The sequence below is a fragment of the Rhizobium sp. 007 genome, from assembly GCF_015353075.1.
GTDB lineage: Bacteria > Pseudomonadota > Alphaproteobacteria > Rhizobiales > Rhizobiaceae > Rhizobium.
In genome coordinates, this window is the sequence record NZ_CP064187.1 from 471,469 (window position 1) to 496,531 (window position 25,063).

Here is a 25,063-nt window from a genome sequence, read left to right on the forward strand (position 1 = left end):
ATCGAACCGACCTCACGGACGACAAACATATCGCGTCAAAAACGCGACCCAAACACCCAGAAACACAAGGATTTAAGATGATTTAGCGAGAACTGGCTTGAAATCTGGATTCTCACATGATGTCAAATGCTTAGCCAGAGGCACTCGCAATTCGTCTGTTTTTCCGATCGTGAGCTACCGTGGATGCCACGTTGCACCTTGGCTTTGGGTTACAGTCACCAGCTACGCAAAACGGCACTAATCTTCGCTTCCGGGGCCTAATCCTAATCCAGACCTTCAGCGGTTTTATATCTGCCGCGAAAGCAGCATGCCTTTGCCGTTGCTCAGGAACGTCTCAGCACGAGCGGCATGGCGAAGGGTTGTTCCGGTCCCCTCAACGAAGTTCCTGGCATTCGATCAGTTCAATCCGACCCTTGCCCTTGATTTCTACGAAGCCCAGTGAGCGCCCGCGACCCCGCTCGCGTATGCGATGCCACGTGACCCCGCTGGTCGCTACGGTCCCAGGGTTAGCATGGGCTGCGATCCGGGAGGCCATATTTACCGTGTCGCCCCACAGGTCGAACACGTATTGCCGTTGCCCGATGATTCCCGCCACAACCGGACCGAATTGAACGCCGACTCGGACTTCCCATTTGGGCTCGATGCGGCGTGATGCCGTCACCATGTCGAGTCCGCATTGCAAGCTGGCAAAAACCGGATCTGGCATGCGATCAAACAGGCCGGCCGTAGCCATAAAGGCGTCGCCGATAGTCTTGATCTTCTCCATTCCATGCTGACGGACGATCCGTTCGTATTCGCCGATCAGCGCCTGAAGATCCTCCACCACTTTCTCCGGCGGATTCTCATCGCAATAGGCTGTGAAGCCAACGATATCACAGAATAGCACCGCGACTTCATTGTATCGGCGGGGTCGGACCTCATTGGTCGCTTTGAGCTCGCGCACCGCGCCGGCGGGTAGGATGGCGTACAGAAGCTCGTCGGCTCGGCGCTTTTCGTTTTCGATTTGCTGCGTATATACCGCCTCTTGGTCGCGCAGCCTCTTCTTTTCCAGGCACGCGGCCACGCGGGCACGCAGCAGAACCGCGTTGAACGGTTTTGCCAGATAATCCTCGGCGCCGAGGCTGATGCAGCGCGCCACATTGTCGATCTCATCGACCGCCGATATCATGACAACCGGAATGTTGCGCAGCGTTGTGTCGGCTTTCAGGTGCTCGAGCACCTGGTAGCCGTCCATTTCCGGCATCGTAATGTCGAGTAGCACGAGGTCGAACGGTCTCGTTGCCAGCATTTCGAGCGCCTCCCGTCCGTTGCTGGCGCATGCAACATTCCGGTAGCCTTCTCGCTTCAACCGCTCGGTCAGCGTAAAGCGATTGTCTTCGTTATCATCGACGACAAGCAGGGCAGGTCCAACCTCACTCATGGCATCGACTCCTTTGGGAGCAGGGCCTTGATCTTTCCAAGCAGGCGCGCGAAATCGACGGGCTTGGTATCGAAGTCATCGCACCCGGCCGCCAGTGCTGCTTCGCGGTCGCCAGCCATCGCGTGCGACGAGAGTGCGATCACGGGAATACCCCGCGTCTCAGCCAATGCCTTGAGACGTCTTGTCGCCTCCCAGCCGTCGAGGACGGGAAGGCTTAAGTCCATCAGGATGAGCGCCGGGGCGTCCGATCGTGCACGCGCCACGCCCTGATCGCCATTGGTGGCGACGACTACCTCGTAGCCTTTGCGTCTTAGCCGTGCGGACAGCATGTAGATGTTGTCCTCATTGTCCTCGACATAGAGGATCCTAACCATCACGGCGATCCTTGTCAGGTGAGCTTCGTTTTACAATGTATCGAGCAACCATCTTGCGCAATTCCTCCAGAAGCTCGTTGCGGCTGAAGGCGGTCTTGGCGAGCACGCGCTCGACGCCACCGTTCAGACGCCGGTGGTCTTCCTTGCCAAGGGTCGCCGCCGTTACAACCACGACCGGCATCGCCTTGAAGGCAGGCTGCTTTCGCAGTTCGACAAGGAACTCGAAGCCGTCCATTTCCGGCATGATGAGGTCGAGAATGATCAGGTCCGGAGGCGCGCGGATGAGCCGTTCCAGCGCGACCCGGCCATTCTCGGCCTCGTCCACATCGCAACCCTCGGTACTCAATATGCGACGCCATTGCTGGCGCGTGTTCCCATCATCTTCGACGATCAGAACACGAAGCGCTGGGCTGGGCGCGCCCGACCAGAATTTGGCGATCAGTTTCCGGAGCGCGTCGCGGTCGATCGGCTTCATCAAGTAATCGGCGGCACCGAGTGCGTACCCTCGATTCCTCTTATCGGCCATGGTGAGCATCACCACGGGGATACTCGCGAGCTCAGGATCCGCCTTCAGTTCCTGCAGGACGCTCCAGCCGTCGCAACCCGGCATGAGCACGTCAAGGGTGATGAGCGCTGGCTTCACCTGCCGAGCCAGATTAAGGCCTTCGGCACCGTCCCTGGCCGTCACTACATCGCAACCCTCGCGGGCAAGAAAGCGGCGCATCTGGTCCCGCACCGCCTTATCGTCATCAACGACGAGGACCACATTCGAGACGAGGCGAAGGTGATCGTCAGCGGCGACCCCGGTGCCAGGGGCCGGCTTTTCTTCCAGCGTGGGGCCTGCGTCGATTGCCGACGGCAGCCACACCGTGAACTTGGTACCGGCGCCGGGAGTGCTGTCCACAGTGATCTGGCCATCCATCGCGCGGCACAGGCGTTGGCTGATGGCAAGCCCTAGCCCAGTGCCGCCGTACTTGCGGGTGGTGGAACTGTCGGCCTGACTAAACTCCTGGAACAGGTTCGTCATCTGCTGCGGCGTCATACCGATGCCAGTGTCGGCGACGGTGAATATCACGCCACCGCCTCCATCATGCTTCGCGCAGGTCGCCCCAATCGTCACTTGGCCGTTCTCCGTGAACTTGCAGGCGTTACTCAACAGGTTGAGGAGGATCTGGCGCACCCGAAGCTGATCGGCGCGCATGCTGCCAATGTCATCCGGGCAGTGGATGATGATCCGGTTGTGGTTTTTCTGCGCAAGGGGCTGCGCGGTTGTGGCGGCATCTTGAACCATTCCTGCGATATCGAACTCCTCGATATGCAATTCCAGGCGGCCGGCCTCGATCTTTGACAGATCGAGGACCTCATTAATGAGCTTGAGCAGATGCTTGCCGGCGCGCGAGACCCGCTGAAGCGGTTCGATCAGTTCGTCCTGGCCGGCTTCGCTCGCATCTTCCTGCAGCATTTCGGTAATGCCCAGGATGGCGTTCAGCGGCGTGCGCAACTCGTGGCTCATGCTGGCAAGGAACTTGCTCTTGGCCTGGGTCGCCGCCATGGCCGCGTCGCGGGCAATCTCGAGCTCCGTTTCATGCCTCTTAAGCTTGCTGATATCGGTGTAGACCGCGACCGTGCCGCCGCCGGTAATGCGCCGCTCGTTTACTTGAACCCAGTGGTCATGGCTGCGATGTTGAACCAGCGTCTGCTTAGGGTTGCAGTGCGCCTCAAGCCGCGCGGCGAGCCATTCCTCCTCCCGACCTTTCGCATCTTCGACGAGGCCCTGTTCCACCGCCTTGCGGACAATCGTCTCAAACTGCGCACCCGGCACGACGGCATCGGCTATGCCGGGATAGAGGATTTCCCTATAGCGGCTGTTGCACAGAACAAGTCGGTCCTCAGCATCGTAAAGGGCGAAGCCCTCGGAGATGCTCTCGATTGCATCGACGAGTCGCTGGCGCGCTTCGGCGACCTCACGCAGGTTTTTTTCCTCGACCTCGACCGCAGTGTCACGGAACAACAGAAGCGCCTTGGCCATGCGGCCGATCTCGTCGCGGCCGGTGGCAGGCAGTGGTGCCCGAAGATTGCCGCCGGCGATGGCAAGCATGCTTTGGCTCAGCCCCGACAAGCGGGCAAGAAGATTGCGGTCGACATACAACCATACGATCAGAACCGAACTCAGGAGGCTGAGAACGGCTGAGCCAAGAACAACACCGGTACCGTATCGCTGGACGGTCGCAGCTTCGCGACCAGCCTCGGTGATGTCACGGTTAGCGGCAGCTACCAGGCGATCCACGGCAAGGGTCAAATTCCGCGAGAGCTGAGCGTTCTCGACCAATAGCTTCCCGCCGTTTGCGAGTAATGCAAGCTCATCCTCACGCGCTTGTACAATGCTCTTCGGGCCGTCGATCAGCCCCTCGAACTCGTCAACGCGCTGGCGGAACCGCGTCCGCAGCTTCTCATCGATCTCCGATGTTACCGCCGCAAGCGACGCGACCGAGCGGCGCAGCGGAAACGACATCACCGCTAGGTCGCCGGGCGTCGGCGCAACCGCCGTTTTGAGCAGCGCTTCGTTGATCGCGGAAATCTCCCGTTGGGCCTTTTGTTGCGGGATGTAGGCGGAAATTGCCTGCGCAAGCTCTGTCGTAGCCGCCGCGCGTGCTTCGGGTGGTACGGCGGCATCCGCCACGGTTACACGCCACTGGGGGACCTTGGAGTTCATCACGAGGATGCCGGGTGCCACAAGACGCTCGCTTGCGATTGTCGTAGCCGACAAACGGCCCAGCAGTTCCTCTTTGCGTGCAACCACACCGAGGCGAGCGGCGACAAGATCGTTGAGAGCGTTGAGATTGCGCCTCAGGCCAATCACTGCGGCTTCGATCTCAGCCACCGCCGCCGTGCTTGCCGCGGTGCCTTTGAGCGCGGCGAGCAACTCTTCGAGGCGCGACATCTCCACGCCGATCGCAGCCGAGACCTCGTTGTGCTGAACCGTGCTGGTCGTAGCAAGTACGGCCGGCGTAGTGGCGGCGACCCGCTCAGCTTGGCGGGAGAGCTCGAGCGATGCAAGCGCCGACGGGACCCGTCGCTCCGTGATCCTCTCGACGACCCCGCCCACTTGCAGGAAGGCATACACGGCTGCAGCGGTTGCGAGCACCGCGAAGGTGCTGATACCAAAGAAAGCGAAGAGTAAGCGGCCACGTATGCCGAGACGTTCAAACATCGCGGCGACCCATCGATCCGGCTGATGTGGTCAACATGGCCCGCACAGCTTTTTCTCGAACGCGATCCGCAGTGATCAGCGTTGCGTTATTCCAATGGCACGTATTCGCCACCCTTCCAGATATACCATACCCAGCTCTGAACCGTGAGGTCGCCCTTGTCGTCAAAGTCGATACGGCCCAATACAGTATCAAACGAGCGGCCGCGCAATGAAGCAATCACCTCGCGCACCTCCAGCGAACCGGCTTCCTTGAGCGCCTGCGCCCAGGCCTGAACGGCGCCGTAGCTCAGCAGCGTATAGCCTGCGGGTTCGAAGTTTTCTGCACGGAACCGCTCCACCACCGGGGCCGCTTCGGGGGTTCGCCGGGCGTCCGCGGAGAACGTGAAGAGGGTTCCCTCAGCGGCTGGACCGGCGATCAGCGCAAATTCCTCGGTCGCCAGGGCATCGCCTGAGATGAACTGAACCGCGTAGCCTTGATCGTGTGCAGCGCGAACCATCAACGCAACTTCAGCATGATAACCGCCGACATATACCACGGCGACTTTTGCAGCCTTTAGTGCAGCGATTTCAACCGAATAGTCGGTCTTCGCAGGACTGTACGCCTCGTGGATCGTGTCGGTCACGCCCCGCTTGTTCAACTGCTTTTTGGTCTCATCGGCAAGGCCCCTGCCATAGGTGGTGCCATCATGAAGGATCGCAATTTTCTTGTTGCCCCAATGATCAGCCAGATAGTTGCCGGCGACGACGCCTTGCGCATCGTCGCGACCAATGACGCGAAACACGTTGGCACGGCCTTGCTCGGTCAGCAGCGGATTGGTCGACCCCGGTGAAATCTGCAGAACTCCCGCCGCCTCATACACCTTTGATGCCGGGATCGAGGCTCCAGAGCAGTAGTGCCCGACGACGAGAACCACACCGTCAGCCACGAGTTTTTTGGCGACGGCCACCGCTTGCTCTGGATCGCAGAAGTCGTCGACCGCGATGAGCCGCACCCGCTGGCCCAGAACGCCGCCCGCCGCATTGATATCGGCCACGGCCATCTCTGCGCCACGCTGCCCCTGTTCGCCGATCCACGCCAGCCGTCCGGTCATCGCGGCTGAAACGCCGATTAGTACCTCAGCGTGCGCGGAATAACTGACCACGGCTGCAAGCGCGAAAACTGCGACGGCGATTCGGTGCATGAAACAGCCTTCCGCCTTGATACCAATCTTGTGCACGAGAGCGGTACCGCAACTGCGCAGCGGGGCGCCTCTGTCATGATGTGGCACTTGCGACCCGCCGCGATCAGCAATCTGCTGTTCCAGCGGCGCCTAGTCGCCATGCCTCAAAATATACCATGCGGCGCTGAGGAGTGATATGGCCTTTGGTGTCGATGGCGCTGAGCAGGGCACGTTCATGGCGAGCACATGAGCGGCCCGTCGCAAAGCGGGCCGGCAGCGGGGCTTGCCGAGCGGAACTGCCGAATTTCGCGACGTCTGTCGTATGGTGGGCACTTGCATGAAGCGATGAAGTGGAAGCCGCGATGAAGGAGGCGGCGAAAAAGGGACTGCCAAAACCCGCCATTATCTGAGACAATTAGGCGGGGAGGATTACCTCTACAGCTCGCTCAGCCGCAGAGGGCGGTTTCGAATCTATATCCCGAAACATCCTTGGATCCTGCCCCGTCCGCAGCGATGAGTCGGCTGTCGGCAAGCATCTAGCGAACATCTTTCATTGTTCAGCAAACGCGAGCCAGGAGCACTTCACATGGTAACGTGGAAACCCGATCCAAGTTTTTATCCATCACCGCGAATGGCCATGAAGGCTGCGCCGGAGACACTTGCCTATGTCGTCGCCTTCGATCCGACGCGAGCGGTTCCCGACGAGCTCACGGTCGTCGATGTCGATCCTCAATCAGCCTCCTATAGTCAGATCATCACATCGCTCGCGATGCCTAATGTCGGTGACGAGCTGCATCATTTCGGCTGGAACGCCTGTTCATCCTGCCTTTGCCCGAATGCGCCGCATCCGCATGCAGAGCGCCGCTATCTGGTGGTGCCCGGATTGAAATCCTCGCGTATCCATATCATCGACACCAAGCCCGATGGCCGCAGGCCATCGATCGTCAAGGTCATCGAACCCGGCGACGTCGCCGACCGGGCCGGCTACTCCAGGCCTCATACCGTTCACTGCGGACCAGAAGGGATCTATGTCGCAGCACTTGGCAATGCCGAGGGTAAGGGACCGGGCGGCGTGTTCCTCATGGATCACGAGACATTCGAGGTGCGCGGCCAGTGGGAAATGGATCGCGGACCGCAACAGCTTTCCTATGACGTCTGGTGGCATCTGGGCCACGACACACTCGTCACCAGCGAGTGGGGCACGCCGGATACGTTCGAAAACGGCCTGATCCCGGAAATCCTGCTCGGCGCGAAATACGGCCGCCGTCTGCACTTCTGGGATCTGCATAAGCGCAAGCACCTGCAGACGATCGATTTCGGTGACAAGTATCAGCTCGTATTCGAACTTAGACCCGCGCATGACCCGACCAAGGCCTATGGTTTTGTCAACTGCGTTCTCAGTCTTGAGGACCTCTCCTCCTCGATATGGGTCTGGCACCGTGACGGCACCCAGTGGGCGGTGACAAAGGTGATCGACATTCCGGCGGAGCCCGCCGATCCAGACCTGTTGCCGCCGATGCTGAAGGGTTTCAATGCCGTGCCACCACTCGTCACCGACATCGACCTTTCGATGGATGACAGATTTCTCTACGTGTCCTGCTGGGGAACCGGCGACCTGCATCAGTACGATGTTTCCGATCCGTTCAAGCCGAAGCTGATAGGCAAGGTTCGGATCGGCGGCATCGTTTCGCGTGCTTCACATCCAGGATCGAAGAATGGCGCGCTGAATGGCGGCCCGCAGATGGTTGAGATCAGCCGCGATGGTCGCCGTGTCTATTTCACCAACTCTCTCTACGGTGCGATCGACGAGCAGTTCTATCCCGATGGTGTCTCTGGCTGGATGGTGAAGCTTGACGCGGAGCCTGACGGCGGCATTGCATTCGACGAGAAATTCTTCGTCGAATGGCCAAAATCGCATCGCCCGCACCAGGTCCGCCTCCAGGGTGGGGATTGCTCGTCAGATTCATATTGTTATCCGTAAGGAGCGAAGGTTAGCCGAATGAGGCGCCTATGAACGAACTCTGGCCATGGATATTGCTGGCAGGACTAGGAGCCTTTCATGGTCTCAACCCGGCGATGGGATGGCTGTTTGCCGTGGCGCTTGGCGTTCACCGGCAGAGTTCTGCCGCCGTGGTTCAGGCAGTGCCCGCCATCGCCGTCGGACACGCCGTATCGATAGCACTGGTGGCTGGAGCCCTGGTCGCGGCCGGCCTCTTCGTGGACCAGGCTGCCGTGCGCACGGTTGCTGGAGCCGGCCTCATAGGCTGGGCTGTGTGGCATCATTTCGTCGGGCACGGGCGTCGCGTTCGTATCGGCATGCGCACGGGGCTTGCCGGCCTGGCGTTCTGGTCGTTCCTGATGGCGACGGCCCATGGGGCCGGACTGATGATCCTGCCAGCGTTGATACCACTTTGTCTCGCGGATTCACCATTGCGCGAAATCGGTGGGGATGGGTCTGCCGCGATCGCGATCGCCGCGGTCGGCGTCCATACACTTGCGATGTTGGCGGTTACAAGCCTCGTTGCCCTGGCGGTCTATCGCTGGATCGGGCTCGAGATATTGCGCAGCGCCTGGCTCAACGTAGATCTCGTATGGACGCTGGTACTGCTTGGCACCGGTTCCGTGCTGCTGATCGTCTAGCGAAGACGAGAAAGATGCGCTGAAGTCAGGAAGTAATCCGTGTGGTGTTCTTCGATCGGCTTCGCATCGCAAGCGGCACATCCAAGAGGCGAAGATAAAGCTACGTCGTTGACGTACGAGTCGGTTCATGATGTGGATGTGATTGGCTGGTGAACCTGGATTCTCACATGATTTCAATGGCTTATCGGAATCGCCTTGAAATTCCCTGTGTTTTCCCGTCGCGAGCGACCGTGGATGCCACCTTTGTGCCCTGGCTTTGGGCCACAGTCAACAGAGGGGACAAGCGGCAATTATTTCCGCTTTCGGCCGATACTGTTGAAAAAGTCCGTTTTCTACAACGTCTGATTTTTTGGAGGGCCGTAGAGGCCAACACAGAAAATTGACGTGGGGACCTGCCTATTCTGCCATCAAGCAGCGTGTGAGCCGTGTAGCGGAATTGAGGCGGCATCGAGCAGCAACATTCGCTTAGATCGCGAATGGGCCGACTTTTCGCTAAGCCCCAATTTTGGAGTTTTTCAACACAATCGGCGCTTCCGGAAGTACCGATTTCGCGACTCAAAGCAGCCCTACGAAGTGCTCCAGTACGCGCAATTAGGAACAGACGAGTGCAATGAAGTACTGCAATACCGCTGAACGATGTCAGTTCTTTGGCATAGTAAGCCGATTTCGTAGTCAGCTCGATGCCTCAACTCGTCAGCCGCGCAAGATGGGCTGCTTCGCTGCGTTCCAGGCCGAGGCCGCAAAGGACGAATTCGACCAAATCGTTAACGGTGTCAGCTTGGCGCCGGCCGGCGAGAATCTGCCGTAGATGGTAGATGCAGCCACCGACGATGCTGTCGACGGTCGTGTCGATGTCCCCTAGCAAAAAGCGGCCGGCGGCGGCGCCCGCGTGGAGGTCGCGCGCCAGTTTACCGCCCAAGACTTCATCAACTAGGTCGTGGAGCGTGTGGGCGCTCTGCACCATGAACCAACCCCAAATCGGATCGGACAGCCCGTGGCGTAGCGTCTTGCTCAGGTTGATGGCGAGAACCTGGGCGATATCGGCATCAGGTGGCGTCGCCTTATCCAACATCTCGGCGAGCGCTGTGGTTTCTTCAACGAAAACTGCGCGCGCCAACTCTTCCTTGCTCGAAAAGTAATTGTAGAAGGAGCCGAAGGCCAGACCGGCCTCATCAGTGATGTCATTGATCTTGGCCGCCGCTATGCCGTCACGTCCAAGTACGACACGCGCAGCAGCAAGTAGCTTGCCGCGCGTTCGGTTGCGCGCTTTTTCGTTGCGGCGCGGAACCCGTGGTTCGCTTTCAGACATGGCGGGCCGCTGGGCGGCTGGATAAGTGGTGCGGCGCATAGTGAGTCATCGGGTAGCAATCCAGCGAATTTTAGCATGTTGCGTCGCAATATGATTACTCCAGCGTCGTACTGGAGTCAATTTTTTGAGCTGTTCCTCAGAAATATTATTGATATCAACCTCAAATATGATTAGGGTCTCAAACATAGCGGCGCGCACCGCTAGATTCACGGCTCCAGAGCCGTTTTCTTGGGAGGGGACACTCATGAATGCCTTCGATAAAGCACCACAACCGGTCGTAACTTCGCCGGAGAACTTGCTGGCCTATGCACGCACACTGGTTCCAGCGCTCAAGGACCGCGCCGTTTCCACGAGCAAACTGGGCAAGCTGCCGGACGAAACCATCAGCGATCTTAACGCGGGTGGACTGCTGAGCATGACTACGCCCCGCAAATATGGTGGCCTACAGGTTTCTGTCAGCACTTACCTTGACGTTATCGCGGAACTTGGACGCGGCGACGCAGCGGTCGCGTGGAGCGCGGCGTTGATCAATGTCACGACCTGGGCGGCGGCGGTGCTGTACGGCGAGAAGGTTGCTGACGAACTGTTTGGTGGCGAGCAGCCGGCCCGGGTCGTCGGTGTGCTGTCGCCGCGCAAGGCGGTAGTGAAGAAGGTCGAGGGCGGCTATCTGATCGAAGAGGGCCTATGGGGTTTCAATTCGGGGATTTACCACGCCAATTGGGACCTATTAGGCATTCCGATTGTCGACGCTGCAGGTAATGTGATTGATCAAGGAGCGGCGCTAGTGCGCGCCTCAGACGTAGAAATTCTTGGGGACTGGGACGTCATTGCGCTGCGCGGTACCGGCAGCTCGAGTGTCAGCGTCAAAAATCTGTTCGTTCCGGACGAGCGAGTCGCTTCCATGAGTCGGGCGGTGCAGGGCGATTATCAGGCAACCCATCTGGCAGGCGAGGCGCTGTACCGCGTGGCGCTGGTGCCGATGCTCGCCCTGATCCTCACGTTCCCCGCGCTCGGGGTGGCCTCGGCCGCGCTGGAAGTGTTCCTGGAGCAGTTGCCGCGTCGTGGCATCCAGTACACCTGGTACACCAAGCAAAGCGAAGCACCGCTCACCCATTTGCAGGTTGGCGAGGCATCGGCCAAATTCGATGCCGCGCGCGCCATCATTGAAAAGCACGCGCGTCTGATGGACGAGAGCGCTGAATCGGGCGTTTACATGGCCTTTCTCGACCGCGCCAAGGTGCGTCGCGACATCGGCTTCGCTGAAAAGCTGATCTGGGAGGGCGTGGATCTGCTGGCCACTGCCGCCGGCGGCTCGCTGGCTGCCACTCATAATCCGTTTACCAAGCTGTGGCAGGACGCCCGCGTAGCATCCCTGCATGGCATCGTCAGCCAGACGACGAACTTTGAGCTGTACGGCCGCGTGGTCTGCGGCCTGCCACCCAACACGCCGCTGATCTAATGCAAGCCGGAGCGACATTATGAATAGCGGCGCTATCGAATCCCGCCAGTTCCGCCGGGCCATGGGCAAATTCGCGACCGGCGTCACCATCGTGTCCTACGTAAATGAAGCCCGGCCAGCGGCGATGACGGCCAACGCCTTCATGTCGTTGTCAATGGATCCTCCGATGGTGCTGGTTGCTGCGCGTAACCCTTCGCGCTTTGCCGGCGCGGTAGGGGCTGGCCAACGTATCGGGATCAGCTTTTTGCGCGAGGAGCAAGAGATGCTGAGCCGGCACTTCGGCGGCCAGCCTGATCTACAGTTGGCGTCGCCGTTCCGTCTCGATCTGGCTGTGCCGGTCATCGCCAATGCGCTGGTGCAGATCGTCGCCAAGGTACACAACGTGTTCCCCGGCGGTGACCACCTGATCTATACAGCAGAAGTCGAGCGACTCGAAGAAGCAGACGGCCGGCCACTCCTGTTTTTCAGCGGCAAGTATAAGCAACTGCATGCGCTCGATCCGCTTGAATGCTGGAAAGACCACGCAAGCCTTTTATAGAGAACGCGGCGCGCGGCGTATCCAAATGGAGGCAAGCATGATTACAGTACGCGAGATAGCCTAGTTGCTATCAAGTGCCCGATCTTGAACGTCAGCGAGCTTTCCTGGTCGACTTCGGCCTCCGATTTCATCGTCAGACTTCCCGGAGAAGATGAAGCGCGGCGAACTCCGCTGGAGCGAACGCGAACGCGCCTGGGCAGTCTTCATACCAGCAGTCAATGCTTGTTCGAAGTCTGAGACCGAGACCACCCTCTGTACGGGTTTGGCGGTGGGAGGTGAGGCGTCGTCTACCGACGGCTTCGTTCGGGGTGTTAGGTCCAGGTAGGCGACTTCGAGCTCTTGCGGCATCATTCTGGCGAGGCCTCCGCTTTGACCCCTTGTATCTGGACCAATGGGGCCCCGATCTGAGATGTAGGCATCGTCGATTCAGGTTCTTTGATCCCAGTATCCATCCGACCGCCGCCCGTGAATTCACTCAGACTCCTGTCCACCAACTCATGGCGTTCGTCGATGTCGAGAAGTGCCGCGGCCCGGCTTCGAACATTTTCGACATCGCCTTCTCACGATTGAGCGCCGTGTCCGGAATGTCGAAATAGAACATCAGCCGCCGGATACCATCCTCGACGGCAGGCGCGCGCGCCACCTCTAGTTCGGCGAGATAGCTTGCCCGGAGGGCATCGACATGGGAGACGGGCACTCCGTTTCGGATCAGATAGGACAAGCCGCCGCAATCGCCTTCGAGGGTAAGATCCCTGCGCGTGCCGAATTTGGCCAATAGCTGGTAGGCCCAGCCAGCTTCCAGGTCGAGTTCCATCTCGACGACATCACTCGCGCGACCATTCCGCTTGGCCATCGTGCTGATCTCATCGAGCTTCGCCAGCATCTCGTCGCGGATATGCTCGAACAGTCTCTGAAGCTGTTCCTTGTCAGCCATGACGTCCTTCGGTTTCAATTTCAGTTCGGCCAGCCGCATGTTGAGCTGCCGGGCAATGATCTTCGCCTTCTTATGATCGGAACACTGAAGACTGAGTGAAAGCGGCTTCCGGACTTGCAGTTGATGAAGCACTTGGGGACACGCGCCCGCCAGAGAAGATGTTTCCGCGGCGGATGAGATTCTCGACTTCGTGGCGGATCGCCATGAGATTGACGGCCTTCGCTGGGCCACTGATGATTCCGGTTTTAAGACCGTGGGCATCACGTGTGGCTACAGTTCTGGGCATCAGGTCGCCAATGATGCCAAAACGGGATCCGGCACGACTGGAAAATCAAGGAAATAAGGGGTTTTAGCAAGAATTGGCTGGGGAACCTGGATTCTCACATGATTTCAAAGGCTTAGAGAAATCGCCTTGAAATTTCCTCTGTTTTTCCATCGCGAGCGACCGTGGATGCCACCTTTGTGCCCTGGGTTTGGGCCTCAGTCAACCGGAGGGGTATAGCGGCAATTATTTCCGCTATCGGGACCATAGGCGCTGCCTGACGCATCACCGCATGCATGACCGCTTTGCGCCCTCATGGCGGCCGTAGAGACCAACTTGGCCGCTGCCCGAAAGCAGACGTCGCCAGCGACAGGGCTGGACGGCTTGATTGCGCCAATAGCGGCCGATTCTGCGGATGCAGGCGGTGCTGCATCCGGCATCGGCGTTCATCTCGGCCGAGGCCCAGTTGGCATCATTGACGCCTTTCACCTGCCGAATCGGTGAAAATCGCCCGGCTGTGGCAGGCGTCAGGATCATCCGCACAGCATTCGGCCGTTGCGTTGCGCAGGATGGCGCTGGTTACCGTTGCGATTACATCGAAAGGCGTGCCCTCAGGCAGACGCGGCAGCTATCGCCTCGTTGTGTTTCGCCAGCGCCTGTTGGGCCGCGGCGGCGACGTCCCCGTCTTTGTCGCCGCCTGCGACCTGTACCGTTGGAAACGCCGGTTTGATATTGTTGTCGTGGAAGGCCTTGTTGATCATCAGCAACGCGCGACGCTTGAGCGTGAATTGCTCGCCTGGCACCGTCTTGAACTTCATTCGCAGGATCAGACCGGAGTCACCCATGCTATCGATCCCTTGCATCTTGAGCGGCTCGATGGTGACCGGTGCGAGCTCCGGATCGACGAGAAGCTCCTGTCCGATCTTCTTGATAATCTTGCGGGCCTTGTCGACGTCGGTGTCGTAGCCCACGGTGACCGTGAGCTTCTCGACGACCCAGTCGCGGCTAAGATTCTGGACGGCCCCAAGTTCCCTGAATGGCACGATGTAAATCGCGCCACGATGGTGCCGAAGCTTCACGGACCTCAAGCTGAAAGACTCGACCGTGCGCTTATAACTTCCGCTTGTTATGTACTCGCCGACGCGGAAGGCATCATCGAGCAGATAGAACATGCCGCTGATGATGTCCTTCACGACGGTCTGCGCTCCGAAGCCGATGGCGACACCCACGACCCCTGCGCCGGCGATCAATGGTGCGATCTCGACGCCCATTGACGATAGCGCCATCATAATCGCCACCGCTACGAAGAGGATCATCAGAACGTTCTTCAGAATGGGCAGAAGGGTCCTCATTCGCGCGCGCCTGCGTTCTCGCTCGCTGCCGACTTCGTGCGCCGATTCCGTCTCACCGAGTTTGCGGTCGATGAGCACTTTCACGACGTTCCAGACAAGGTCGATAGCCAAAAGGATGATGCCAGCAGTCAGCGCTCCGCGCATCAGCCGCAATGCTGCAGAATCCTGCGCAGTGATGCCGGTCAGATTGATGTCGAGGACGTTGGCCAATAGAAGGATCGCACCGACAATCAATGCTGCACGGATGCCCCGTTCGACCATCACCGAGACGACCCCCGGCCTGGGCGGGCCGCGACAACGGCCTCGGAATGAGCATTCGCATCGCCATCGGCAATGTCGTGGATTTCATGACCGGTATCGGTTTTTTCCCGCGCATCGTCGACGATGCTGCTCTTCAGGAGGTTGTCGACGGAGGCCCGCGTCAAGGCAATCGCGCCGGGAAGTGTGCCGCTGCCACCACGGCGATCCAGAACGGTTTCATGGTTCCGGCCACCCAGAGCAGCCATAGCGTGACAAAGTAGACCGTCCAAAACCAGTTGCGCGCGCGCGCGCCGATCCGGCTGAAGCGACCCGGCTGTTCCGTTGAGGGGACCGTCGCGGGCCGGTTCCCCCCGCGAGCCGTCCTTTGGCTGGGTCAAATCGAACAGCAACCTTCGGCCCCGCCCAAGGCACCATGGCGTCTGCACGCCAAATGTGGTAAACTTCCCCCTTAATCCGTCCACGTGCGCAACGTCCCGGAGGTTGGATTAATGCCCGTTTCCGAGCGAAAACTGACAGCCGCTTCCGCTGGTGCGTCACTACGTCTTCGGCTCGGCTCCCACCTGCCGACTTTGGGCAGAGACGTGCGAGACGCTCCTTGTCGTGAAATGAAGTTGTGCCGGCAGCCTTTCGTAAGAGACCGAAAGCGACACTTCAGCATCATTCCACTGGTTGCGGTCATTCTTTTTCTTGGGATTACGGCAAGCGCAGTCAACGCAGGGCCCTTTCATGACGCCGCGCGGGAGGGCGATCTCGACGTAATCAGCCAGCTCTTGTCTCAAGGCATCGATGTCAATAGCCGCGACGAGAGTCGCGAGACGGCCCTGATCGAAGCTGCGCTTTCCGGCCAGACCAGGATCGCCGCCTTGTTGATCGAATCCAGCGCCGACATCGAAGCCCGGAATGACCGCGGCTTCACCGCCTTGCACGCGGCGGCGTATTCCGGAAGTGTGGAAATAGCCGAGCTCTTGCTGGACCACGGGGCCGAAGTCGACGCCTTGAGCAAGCACAAGATCACGCCATTGCACGTAGCCGCCGAAGAAAACCAGGCGGCGGTGGCCGAGCTGTTGATTGCCCGCGGGGCCGCGGTCGAGGCAATCCAGACTTACGGGTATACGCCGCTGAGCCGCGCGACGTTTATGAAGAGCAAGCAGGTGATGGTCTTGCTAAAGAAGCACGGTGCCAATTGCCAACCCAAGAAGACGATGGGCGCGTCGTACGCGGCCTGCGTTGCGGTTGGTAACTGACCGACCGCAACGATATCGGAGGACACGGCATGAGGAAGAAATGTTCCGCAATCCGAGGCCATTTGGCCCTTGCGGCAGCCGCAGTCTCACTCGCCACCTTGGGCTCTGGTGAAATCCGGGCTGCCGAGATTGTGAATACCGGGTACTTCGACAACATCGCAATCCTGGGCTACGATCCGGTGGCGTATTTCACCGATGGCTATGCGACAAAGGGTTCACCGGAGTTCACAAAAAAATGGCTCGGCGCGACCTGGTATTTCGCCAGCGCCGAGCACCGAGACGCGTTTGCTTCTGAGCCGATCCGCTACGCTCCTCAGTATAATGGCTTCTGCGCGCTGGGCACAGCAATTGAAGAGGCATCTGCGAACATCGACCCGGAAGCCTGGCGCATCATCGACGGCAAGCTTTACCTATTCTCCGGAGGGGAGGGGCTGGAGGAAGACTTCGATGCCGCCCCGGCGACTGTCACGGCGAAGGCTGACGCCAAATGGCCGGGAGTCGCGGCGAACGAGTCTGAGACCAGGACGGAACACAACTGACCAGACTGGTGATTTTGCGGTCGCTTCGAGGAAAGGGCGTTAGGAGGCAAGTGAGAAATACCAGACGCTCGCCGAGTCCGGCAGGACATACTCGTCGTGCTTTTCCGCACTTCCTCCGGGATTGCGATACACAGGGCTGCAGAACTTGCGGCCGAGCAGAGTCGATGCGGATCGCGTGCACAAGAAGTCTTCCTCGATCGTGAACTTGCCGACGATGATGCTGTCTTGAGCGCGTAGCGCGAAATCACCGCTTGTGCTGAGCTCCATGAAGAAGGTCACGCCGTCGTACTGATGACCGGTCCAGGACTTGTCGATCGTCATGGCCCGGATCTCCTGGGCATTTAGGCGGTTTTCCGGCTGTCCACGGAAATCGTAGCTCCATTCCGGAAAGTTCGCTAAGCGTAACGCATCCAGCCGATTGTCGAGATCCGCCTGCCGGCGATGGTGGGAATACACCACACGCAAGGAGGCGAGGCTCTGGCCAGGCGACTTCTCGAGAATTGCTTCGACCGCCTTTTGCGCCTCCGCCATCCGCCCCAGCCGCGCGTTTGCCATCGCCAGGGTTTCAAGCCCGAGGTCGCTCGGTTCTTCCGGCCGGACTGTGCGCACTGCGCTGATCGCCTCCTCATATCGATGGTTCATGTAAAGCACGAGACCGTAGTAGTCGTAGACTTGAGCCCGCGGCTTCGGATCCAGTTGTAGCACACGTTCCATGGCCGCCAGTGCTTCCGGGTTCTGCCCCGCATAGGTCAGCACAATGGCGAGGTTAAGTTCCGACTCCGCACCATTCGGATCGAGCGCCACGGCCTTGTTGACCGACGCGATGGCCTCATCGATTTCGCCGTCAAACATTTGCAGGATGCCTAGCACGGCATAGGCACGCGCAGACTGCGGGTTCAGTTCCAGGCCCCGCCCCGCCGCTTCGTAGGCACGCTGCCGGGCGACGGCACTCAGCATCAGCGGTTGGTAATCGAAGCCGAGGACGTCAACGATGGCGCGGGCGTAGCCTGTGTGGGCGTCGGCGAATTCCGGATCGAGCTTGATTGCCTTCTCATAAAGGGAGAGAGCCTCGCCGAGAGATCCGTAATCTATGGTGTACACCTTCTGCTCCGCCCGAGTGTAGAAGTCGTAGGCTTCGAGATTTCGGGTTGGCAGGCGGCCAATCTGAGTTCGCTCTCTATCCGATAGACGTACGGCGAGCGCGCCCACGATCTGCTCGATCACTTCGTCCTGCAATGCAAAGATATCCGTGTAGCGGCGGTCATACCGATCCGCCCAGACGTTTCTTCCCGTGTTCGCGTCGATGAGTTGCACATTGATGCGAATCGCGTCTCCCGCACGCCGCACGCTGCCCTCGAGCACATAGCGGACGTTCAATTGCTCGGCGACCTGCCTGACGCTCATGGACGTGTCCTTGAACGTGAAAGCGGAGTTGCGGGCGATGACAAGCAGCCCGGATATCTTCGAGAGGTCAGTAATGAGGTCGTTCGTAAGCCCCTCCGCAAAAACCTCCTGTCCGGCATCGTCGCTGATATCGCCGAACGGCAAAACTGCGATGGAAGGCTTCTGTGCTTCTGGTCCGCCCATGTCGGAACCAAGGCGTGGGAGTAGCGCTATCGCCTGTGGCCAAGCCATCAGCGCACCGCCTATGGCCAAGGCCGCCAAGACCAACCCCACTACCGGGAGGTACCATCGCCGGGGGCGCGGCTTCTTCGCGCCTTTAGCCCGGTCCAATAGGACATGATAGACGCGGACCGGCTCTGCGATATTCTTGAGGCGCTGTTCTCCGAACGACTTGAAGGCCAGCCCAAGCTTGTTCCTCGCTTGATCGTACGCGGTTCCGGAGATGACGATGCCGCCGGGATCGCTGAGTCCCTCCAGCCGGGCGGCGATGTTGACGCCATCGCCGTAGACGTCGTCGTCTTCGATGATGACGTCCCCTAGATTGATCCCGATGCGGAATGTTATCCGGGAATCGTCGGGCTGATCGAGATTTTGCTCGTGAACGATCTTCTGTATCTCGACGGCGCAAGCCACCGCATCGACGACGCTAGCGAACACGACTAGCGCTCCGTCTCCCATGAGTTTGACGATGCGGCCGTGGTGTTGATCGATCAATGGTTGGATGTATTCGCGCCGAAGGGCCTGGAGCCGCGCGAGCGTGCCTGCCTCATCCAAGCCCATCAGCCGACTATACCCCACCACGTCGGCGGCGAGGATAGCGACCAACCTCCGCTCCAAGTGTTGGGCCTGTTCCACGGCCAGAACTATAAAAAAAAACCGGTCGCAAGTCTATGCACGGTGGTACGAACGCCTGCTTACCATGCAGAGCTTAGCGGTAGGTAGCACCGGCTCAGTGGGCAACTCGCCGTTGTAGGTCCTTGTATCGACTGCAACCGTTCGACATAGGCTCCGATGCCTGACCTTTGCCTTTGTTCGCAGGGACGTGAGATACCGCTGGTTGCCCAACGAGGCGCGGGGCGGGAAACGACCCTATCCGGACTTTGAAGCATCTCTGCAGAGGGGGGCAGCGTTGGGCCGATCCCAGATCTTGGCGGCAAGAACTCTGATGTCCGGTTTTCGTGTTGGGTGTCCTCGCAGCGGACGGTCGGCCATCGGCCCCAAAGCGGCCATTGGTCCTACCACGGTTGCGTGCGTCGGTCCTCTGCAGATTGCGCATCGGAAAATACACAAGAACTTTCTGCTACGCGCATGCCGCCAAAAATGGTAATGCAGGCAAGGGGCGGTTTCGTCGAGGGACATGCGCCGCCTGCAGCAGGGGGGTGCGTCGTGCCAATCGCCACCGTGTCCAGCCGGATGCTCTCCGTCACCGAGGAAATGCGCACGGTCATGGATTTTGCGCGAAACGTCCTGGAGGGCGACGGCTTGGGGCCTGATGCCTGCGATTTCATGTTCGGCAATCCGCAGGAAACGCCGTTGCGTGGATTTGTCGATGCATTGATCCGCCACGTCGAGCCCCAGGATGTTCACTGGTTCGGTTATAAAAAGTACGAAGCGCTGGCGCGCGAAACGGTGGCCCGTTCGCTCAGTCAGGCGCGAAGCCGTGACTACAAGCCAGACGACATTGCGATCACCGCGGGAGGGTTCGGCGCGATAGCGGCCGCGCTGCTCGCCGTGCTCGAGGTGGGAGAGGAGGTCATCTATCCGCGTCCCGGCTGGTTTGCCTATGGTGCCCAGATTCGCGGCGCGGCAGGGACACCCGTCGCCGTCGACCTAGCACCGGGAACCTATGACCTCGATCTCGAAAGGATCGAGGCAGCGATCACCCCGCGCACCCGCGTGGTAGTGGTCAACACGCCGCACAACCCGACCGGCCGCATCTTTCCCCGCGCTCAACTCGACGCGCTCGCCGACAAGCTCGTGGCCGCGTCCGAAAGATTTGGCAAGGTGATTTATCTCCTTGCCGACGAGCCCTATGCGCGACTGGTGTTTGACGGCCATGCGCATATCAGTCCGGCCGAGAGCTACCCGCACACGCTGATCGCCTATTCCTTCGGCAAGACCTTGCTCGCGCCCGGCGAGCGCCTGGGCTGGCTCGCACTCGGGGCGGACATGCCCGAGGCTGATCGCATAAGGCTGCGTGAGGCTGTCGACATGGCGCAGGTTTCGCACGGTTGGGCTTTTGCCGGCCGTACCCTGCAGCGGGCACTGCCTGATCTCGAGAAGCTCAGCATAGATGTCGCAGCCCTCGCGCGGCGCCGCGATCGCATGGTCGAAGGCTTGAGGGCAGCGGGATACGACCTGCCGGTGCCTGAAGGTACCTTCTATCTCATTCCACGCTCCCCAATACCGGACGACATGGCCTTCGCGGCACGTCTCGCAACTGACGGTGTCTGGGTGCTGCCCGGCAGCGTCGCCCAATTGCCTGGACGTCTGCGGATCAGTTTGACTGCAAACGACGGCATGGTGGAGCGCTCTTTGCCCGTCTTTGCGCGAGCGATAAGGGAAGTCGCAGCCTAACTCCTGGCGAGCAGTAGCCCACACGGGGGCTGCTGACGTCGGATCGGACACATTTAGTCCGCTTGTGGCGCGAAGCGGAAGATCCTGTTGCAGGAAACTGGGTCCCCAGCTAAATTATTGTACGATCGTAGATTGCAATCCTCACTTGATAATGGAGCGGGTGATCCGCCGAGAAAAGGTGGAAGTAATTGCAAAATCGGAGGAATCCGGAAGACGTCGGTGATCCAGAAAATCGAGCGCTACAAGCCCAGATTGTGCCTGCCTGGGGACCTTGGATTCTCACATGATTTCAATGGCTTAACAAGATAGCCTTGAAATTCCCTCTGTTTTTCCGTCGCGAGCGACCGTGGATGCCACCTTTGTGCCCTGGCTTTGGGCCTCAGTCAACAGGAGGGGTATACCGGCAATAATTTCCGCTTTTGGGGCGAAGTTGTTGTCTGGCCATCACCTTGTTAACGACCGCTCATTCCCGTCATAGCTCCTGCCGCGTCCCAGAAGTGATCGTCTCGGTGAATCGGCGAGGCGTCAAGTTTGCGCCAAAGCAACCTTGAATCGAAGCTGCTCCAAATTCTCTTCCTTAGATTGAACGCGCTTCCACCTCACGGTTCCACATTGGACGGCGCCTCAGCCAGGTGCCGAAAACGCGGCGGGTTCTCAAAAATCATTGTGTGGAAAAGCATCAGCCATCCTGGGATGCTTCGGCGACACAGCCCATAGTTTACCGATGATCCAATGCCCTTTCTGCACCGCCGAACTGAGCCGCATCGCCTTTATGGACGATCAAGTCGTCGCCCTGTGGGACGGCTTCCCGGTGTCGCAAGGACATTTACTCATCGTTCCACGACGGCATGCGGCGACATGGGACGATCTTTCAGCGGACGAGAAGCAGGCAATCTGGCAGAACATCGACAGGGCAAAAATCGAGATCGAACGAAGGCATAAGTCGGATGGGTACAACGTCGGCTTTAATCTGGCTGAGGCTGCAGGACAAACGGTCTCCCATTTTCACCTGCATGTCATTCCGCGCTACCTAGGTGACGTCGACGATCCGAGAGGCGGCATCAGGCATGTTATCCCGCACAAGGCCAACTACCTAGCCCAGGAGGTGAGCAGCACCGAAGCGTTAAAGCGCTTGGTCACTGGCGGAAGCGACCACCTTCTGCCCCATCTCATCATGCATATGGACGAGGCGAACGCCTGCGACATCGCCGTAGCATTTCTGCTTGATAGCGGCGCCAGACTGATCGTCGAACATCTGAAAGATTTTCTGGCCCGCGGTGGACGAGCCCGAATTCTCGTCGGCGACTACATGGACGTGACGGAGCCGATGGCACTGCGGCGTCTGGCCGATCTCGACGGCGATCTGACGTTCCGGGTCTTCGAGGCTGCGGCGCAGGGATTTCACCTCAAGACCTATATCTTTTTATCGGGCAAGGAGGGCGTGGCATTCGTCGGCAGTTCCAACCTGTCAGAGGCGGCGCTGACCACATCCATCGAGTGGAACTACAAGGTCATTTCCAGCCACGACCGATCGGCCTTCCCCCAGATCACCAATGGCTTCGAAGACCTGTTCAATTCCTATAGCGCCGTCTCCGTCACGCCGGAGTGGATCGACCGCTATGAAAGCCGGAGGAATCCGCTAGGCTTCAAGGATGCTGGCTTAGCATACGAGCCGCCGCTGCCCCCTCCCGAACCCCACGCCATCCAACGGCAGGCTCTCGCAGCGCTCGAGCACACACGGCAGGACGGATTTACTGCGGGCCTTGTTGTGCTCGCTACCGGTCTTGGTAAGACTTGGCTGGCGGCCTTCGACAGCGATCGCCTCGAATATCGTCGCATCCTCTTCGTCGCCCACCGCGAGGAAATACTCAATCAGGCGATCGAGACATTTCGACGCGTGCGACCGACAGCTCGGATCGGAAGGTTGTCGGGCGATTACAAGGACACGGATGCCGATCTCCTTTTCGCCTCCGTTCAAACTCTCGGCAAGGTGAACCAGATCAAGCAATTTCGACCGGGCACCTTCGATTATATCGTCATCGATGAGTTCCATCACGCAGCAGCGACCACCTACCGACGCATCATCGATTACTTCGAACCAAAGTTCCTCCTCGGTCTGACGGCGACGCCTGAGCGGAGCGATGGAGCTGATCTCCTCGGTCTGTGCCAAGAGAACCTAGTCTTCCAGGCCGGTGTCCATCTGGGGATAGAAGCCGGGCATCTCTGCCCCTTTCATTACTTCGGCGTCCCGGACAATGTAGATTATCGAAACATCCCCTGGCGCAGCGCGCAGTTCGACATCACAGAACTCACCGCTGCTGTCGCCACAGAAGCACGAGCGCAGAACGCGCTCGAACAGTACCGACTGCGCGGCGGGACGAAGTGCATCGGCTTCTGCTGCTCCCAGACACATGCCGATTTCATGGCCGACTTCTTCAACCGCCACGGCGTGCCGGCCGTCGCCGTCCATTCCGGCATCAACTCCGCACCTCGGGCTACGTCGCTGCAGAGACTGGAAGCAGGCGAACTCGAGGTAGTGTTTGCCGTTGACATGTTCAACGAAGGTGTCGATGTCCCAAGTATCGATACCGTGTTGATGTTGCGGCCAACGGAATCGACTATAATCTGGCTGCAACAGCTCGGCCGCGGTTTGCGAAAATCCGCAAACAAGAAGCGTCTCGTTGTCATCGACTATATCGGCAACCATCGTATCTTCCTCACGAAGTTGCGTGCGATCGCCTCGATTGCGAATGTCGATGCGTCTTCTGGTGGCCATATCCGCGAGCTCCTGGAACGGCTGCAAGGCGATCAGATCAATCTGCCCACCGGTTGTGAAGTGACCTACGACCTCGAGGCGCTCGACATACTGCGCATGCTGGTGAAACCAGCCAGCACCGAGAATGCACTGGAAGACTTTTACCGCGACTTCCTGGAGCGGCATGGCGTCCGCCCAACGGCGTCAGAGGTTTTCCACTCAGGTAACAATCCAAGAAGCAGCAGCGAACGTTCCTGGATTGGTTTCGTGCAACGCATGCGTGGGTTGGACGATCTGGAACGATCGACCTGGTTGGAGCATCGGGATTTCTTTCAGGAGATGGAGAAGACCGAATTAACCCGAAGCTACAAGCTCGTGACGCTTCTCGCACTGTTCGATGAGGAGACCGTGCGGGACCGCTGTACCGTCGATGAGCTCGTCGAGCGCGTCGCGCAGTTGGCCTCTCGAGTCCATAAGCTTCAGCAGGATTTCTCTGTCGATCTCGCGGATCGGAAAGCGCTTAAATCGCTCCTGCTAAGGTTTCCGATCGATGTCCTGACGAAGCTGCGGGATAGCGACGGCGCTCCCTATTTTATTTTGGGAGAAGATCAATTCCGCTTAGTAAGAGCGACACGGGACAGAGAGACGTTCAGCCAACTTTTGCGGGAAATCCTCGATTGGCGTCTCGCGCAATATCTAAGCAGGAGCGGTGGCCCCAACGAACGGGCGGATGCCGTTTGCCGCGTCGCCCGAAACACGAGCGGCCAACCTATCCTATTCCTCCCGAATACGTCGGGCGCGGGACAGCTGCCGGAGGGTCCCTTGGACGTTATTGTAGACGATCAGCCGATGGAGGCAACAGTTGCCAAGATCGCGATTAACGTTGTGCGAAGACCCGGCGATCCGTCCAACCAGTTGCCCACCATCCTTCGCGGGTGGTTCGGCGACGATGCCGGACTGCCGGGCAAAGGCGATCGTGTCCGATTCCGGTTCCAAAGCGATGTCTGGCGCATGGAGCCGATGGGCGCACAGAGCCAGGCACAGGCCAGCCTTCGGCTTTGGGAACGCTATTTGCGCGAGGCTATCCCCCCGGTCTTCGGCCTAACCTTCGATCAGGCGACGTGGAACGCTGGTTTCGTGCCGAAACCGCCTCACATCTTTCTGCTCGTCACCTTGGAGAAGGAGGGGATGATGGACGAGCACCGCTATACTGATCACTTCACCTCAGCCACGGAATTCTCCTGGCAAAGCCAGAACAGGACCAAGCAACAATCGAAGCATGGCGAGATGATCCGCGACCATCAAGCACTGGGTCTTCACATCCACTTGCTCGTCCGCAAGACGAAGAAGATCGGGCCCAAGCCGGCACCGTTTATCTATTGTGGCGAAGTGGATTTCGAAACCTGGACAGGCGAGATGCCGATTACCGTGACATGGCGACTCCGGGAGGCGGTCCCAGTGACGCTTCTGTCACAGCTGAAGAGCTGAACAGAACGCTGATGGGTCGATTAGGCGGCGGGCTGTGTGCGCTAATGCGGAAATGATTTCCGTCTTTAGGTCAACTTGCCGAGACGCCGCGGCAGCTGAGCGCCTCAAGTTGGTCATTCGCACTTTCGACTTGAAC

16 protein-coding genes and 2 pseudogenes are annotated in these 25,063 nt (G+C 59.2%); 8 read left to right on the top strand and 10 right to left on the bottom strand.

What is annotated here, in order from left to right:
• Nucleotides 1-373: 373 nt before the first annotated feature.
• From ISN39_RS02255 to ISN39_RS02270, 5 genes and pseudogenes are all read right to left on the bottom strand, one after another.
• On the bottom strand, nucleotides 374-1,420 hold the full coding sequence (locus ISN39_RS02255; protein ID WP_074066753.1) for an adenylate/guanylate cyclase domain-containing protein: 1,047 nt from the start codon (nucleotides 1,418-1,420) through the stop codon (nucleotides 374-376).
• Nucleotides 1,417-1,794 (bottom strand): response regulator, encoded by a 378-nt coding sequence (locus ISN39_RS02260; RefSeq protein ID WP_074066754.1) that lies wholly within the window; start codon nucleotides 1,792-1,794, stop codon nucleotides 1,417-1,419. The genes ISN39_RS02255 and ISN39_RS02260 overlap by 4 nt, the downstream gene beginning before the upstream one ends.
• The gene (locus ISN39_RS36045) at nucleotides 1,787-3,085 is read right to left on the bottom strand and encodes a response regulator (protein WP_348651974.1); all 1,299 of its coding nucleotides are present in this window, start codon (nucleotides 3,083-3,085) and stop codon (nucleotides 1,787-1,789) included. The genes ISN39_RS02260 and ISN39_RS36045 overlap by 8 nt, the downstream gene beginning before the upstream one ends.
• 51 nt (nucleotides 3,086-3,136) lie before the next feature.
• Nucleotides 3,137-5,005, bottom strand: a pseudogene (locus ISN39_RS36050) (PAS-domain containing protein); the annotation flags it as partial.
• 86 nt (nucleotides 5,006-5,091) lie between these two features.
• The gene (locus ISN39_RS02270; protein WP_194730082.1) at nucleotides 5,092-6,186 is read right to left on the bottom strand and encodes a branched-chain amino acid ABC transporter substrate-binding protein; all 1,095 of its coding nucleotides are present in this window, start codon (nucleotides 6,184-6,186) and stop codon (nucleotides 5,092-5,094) included.
• A 565-nt stretch (nucleotides 6,187-6,751) separates the two neighbouring features.
• On the opposite strand from ISN39_RS02270, the gene ISN39_RS02275 reads away from it, so the two are divergent.
• Nucleotides 6,752-8,146, top strand: a complete 1,395-nt coding sequence (locus ISN39_RS02275; RefSeq protein ID WP_194729035.1) for a selenium-binding family protein — start codon at nucleotides 6,752-6,754, stop codon at nucleotides 8,144-8,146.
• Between the two features lie 29 nt (nucleotides 8,147-8,175).
• On the top strand, nucleotides 8,176-8,805 hold the full coding sequence (locus ISN39_RS02280) for a hypothetical protein (protein ID WP_194729036.1): 630 nt from the start codon (nucleotides 8,176-8,178) through the stop codon (nucleotides 8,803-8,805).
• A gap of 685 nt (nucleotides 8,806-9,490) precedes the next feature.
• Here ISN39_RS02280 and ISN39_RS02285 read toward each other — a convergent pair.
• Together ISN39_RS02285 and ISN39_RS02290 are read right to left on the bottom strand one after the other, a co-directional pair.
• A complete protein-coding gene (locus ISN39_RS02285) occupies nucleotides 9,491-10,153 on the bottom strand; it encodes a TetR/AcrR family transcriptional regulator (protein ID WP_194729037.1) in 663 nt (220 codons plus the stop codon).
• 6 nt (nucleotides 10,154-10,159) lie between these two features.
• Nucleotides 10,160-10,360, bottom strand: a complete 201-nt coding sequence (locus tag ISN39_RS02290) for a hypothetical protein (protein ID WP_194729038.1) — start codon at nucleotides 10,358-10,360, stop codon at nucleotides 10,160-10,162.
• Between ISN39_RS02290 and ISN39_RS02295 the strand changes: the two genes are divergently transcribed.
• Nucleotides 10,359-11,573 (top strand): acyl-CoA dehydrogenase family protein, encoded by a 1,215-nt coding sequence (locus ISN39_RS02295; protein WP_194729039.1) that lies wholly within the window; start codon nucleotides 10,359-10,361, stop codon nucleotides 11,571-11,573. The genes ISN39_RS02290 and ISN39_RS02295 overlap by 2 nt on opposite strands.
• A gap of 19 nt (nucleotides 11,574-11,592) precedes the next feature.
• Nucleotides 11,593-12,111: a flavin reductase family protein gene (locus ISN39_RS02300; protein WP_194729040.1), complete on the top strand. Its 519-nt coding sequence runs from the start codon at nucleotides 11,593-11,595 to the stop codon at nucleotides 12,109-12,111.
• Between the two features lie 475 nt (nucleotides 12,112-12,586).
• On the opposite strand, the gene ISN39_RS02305 is transcribed toward ISN39_RS02300, so the two are convergent.
• A complete protein-coding gene (locus ISN39_RS02305; RefSeq protein ID WP_194729041.1) occupies nucleotides 12,587-13,045 on the bottom strand; it encodes a hypothetical protein in 459 nt (152 codons plus the stop codon).
• Between the two features lie 873 nt (nucleotides 13,046-13,918).
• Nucleotides 13,919-15,230 (bottom strand): annotated as a pseudogene (locus ISN39_RS02310) (mechanosensitive ion channel family protein); the annotation flags it as partial.
• 178 nt (nucleotides 15,231-15,408) lie between these two features.
• Here ISN39_RS02310 and ISN39_RS02315 point away from each other — a divergent pair.
• Nucleotides 15,409-16,164 (top strand): ankyrin repeat domain-containing protein, encoded by a 756-nt coding sequence (locus ISN39_RS02315; RefSeq protein WP_246763266.1) that lies wholly within the window; start codon nucleotides 15,409-15,411, stop codon nucleotides 16,162-16,164.
• Between the two features lie 62 nt (nucleotides 16,165-16,226).
• A complete protein-coding gene (locus ISN39_RS02320; RefSeq protein ID WP_348651965.1) occupies nucleotides 16,227-16,703 on the top strand; it encodes a YHS domain-containing (seleno)protein in 477 nt (158 codons plus the stop codon).
• A gap of 39 nt (nucleotides 16,704-16,742) precedes the next feature.
• Here ISN39_RS02320 and ISN39_RS02325 read toward each other — a convergent pair whose 3' ends face one another.
• A complete protein-coding gene (locus ISN39_RS02325) occupies nucleotides 16,743-18,932 on the bottom strand; it encodes an adenylate/guanylate cyclase domain-containing protein (RefSeq protein ID WP_246763267.1) in 2,190 nt (729 codons plus the stop codon).
• Between the two features lie 561 nt (nucleotides 18,933-19,493).
• Here ISN39_RS02325 and ISN39_RS02330 point away from each other — a divergent pair.
• Both ISN39_RS02330 and ISN39_RS02335 read left to right on the top strand, forming a co-directional pair.
• Nucleotides 19,494-20,684: an aminotransferase class I/II-fold pyridoxal phosphate-dependent enzyme gene (locus ISN39_RS02330; RefSeq protein ID WP_194729044.1), complete on the top strand. Its 1,191-nt coding sequence runs from the start codon at nucleotides 19,494-19,496 to the stop codon at nucleotides 20,682-20,684.
• Between the two features lie 724 nt (nucleotides 20,685-21,408).
• Nucleotides 21,409-24,927, top strand: coding sequence for a DUF3427 domain-containing protein (locus tag ISN39_RS02335; RefSeq protein WP_281438302.1), 3,519 nt, complete (start codon nucleotides 21,409-21,411; stop codon nucleotides 24,925-24,927).
• Nucleotides 24,928-25,063 lie beyond the last annotated feature (136 nt).

What these genes read in the sequence shown, in the direction of transcription:
- ISN39_RS02255 (WP_074066753.1), bottom strand. Translation starts at nt 1,420, where the DNA reads ATGAGTGAGGTTGGACCTGCCCTGCTTGTCGTCGATGATAACGAAGAC.
- ISN39_RS02260 (WP_074066754.1), bottom strand. Translation starts at nt 1,794, where the DNA reads ATGGTTAGGATCCTCTATGTCGAGGACAATGAGGACAACATCTACATG.
- ISN39_RS36045 (WP_348651974.1), bottom strand. Translation starts at nt 3,085, where the DNA reads ATGGTTCAAGATGCCGCCACAACCGCGCAGCCCCTTGCGCAGAAAAAC.
- ISN39_RS02270 (WP_194730082.1), bottom strand. Translation starts at nt 6,186, where the DNA reads ATGCACCGAATCGCCGTCGCAGTTTTCGCGCTTGCAGCCGTGGTCAGT.
- ISN39_RS02275 (WP_194729035.1), top strand. Translation starts at nt 6,752, where the DNA reads ATGGTAACGTGGAAACCCGATCCAAGTTTTTATCCATCACCGCGAATG.
- ISN39_RS02280 (WP_194729036.1), top strand. Translation starts at nt 8,176, where the DNA reads ATGAACGAACTCTGGCCATGGATATTGCTGGCAGGACTAGGAGCCTTT.
- ISN39_RS02285 (WP_194729037.1), bottom strand. Translation starts at nt 10,153, where the DNA reads ATGCGCCGCACCACTTATCCAGCCGCCCAGCGGCCCGCCATGTCTGAA.
- ISN39_RS02295 (WP_194729039.1), top strand. Translation starts at nt 10,359, where the DNA reads ATGAATGCCTTCGATAAAGCACCACAACCGGTCGTAACTTCGCCGGAG.
- ISN39_RS02290 (WP_194729038.1), bottom strand. Translation starts at nt 10,360, where the DNA reads ATGAGTGTCCCCTCCCAAGAAAACGGCTCTGGAGCCGTGAATCTAGCG.
- ISN39_RS02300 (WP_194729040.1), top strand. Translation starts at nt 11,593, where the DNA reads ATGAATAGCGGCGCTATCGAATCCCGCCAGTTCCGCCGGGCCATGGGC.
- ISN39_RS02305 (WP_194729041.1), bottom strand. Translation starts at nt 13,045, where the DNA reads ATGGCTGACAAGGAACAGCTTCAGAGACTGTTCGAGCATATCCGCGAC.
- ISN39_RS02315 (WP_246763266.1), top strand. Translation starts at nt 15,409, where the DNA reads ATGCCCGTTTCCGAGCGAAAACTGACAGCCGCTTCCGCTGGTGCGTCA.
- ISN39_RS02335 (WP_281438302.1), top strand. Translation starts at nt 21,409, where the DNA reads ATGATCCAATGCCCTTTCTGCACCGCCGAACTGAGCCGCATCGCCTTT.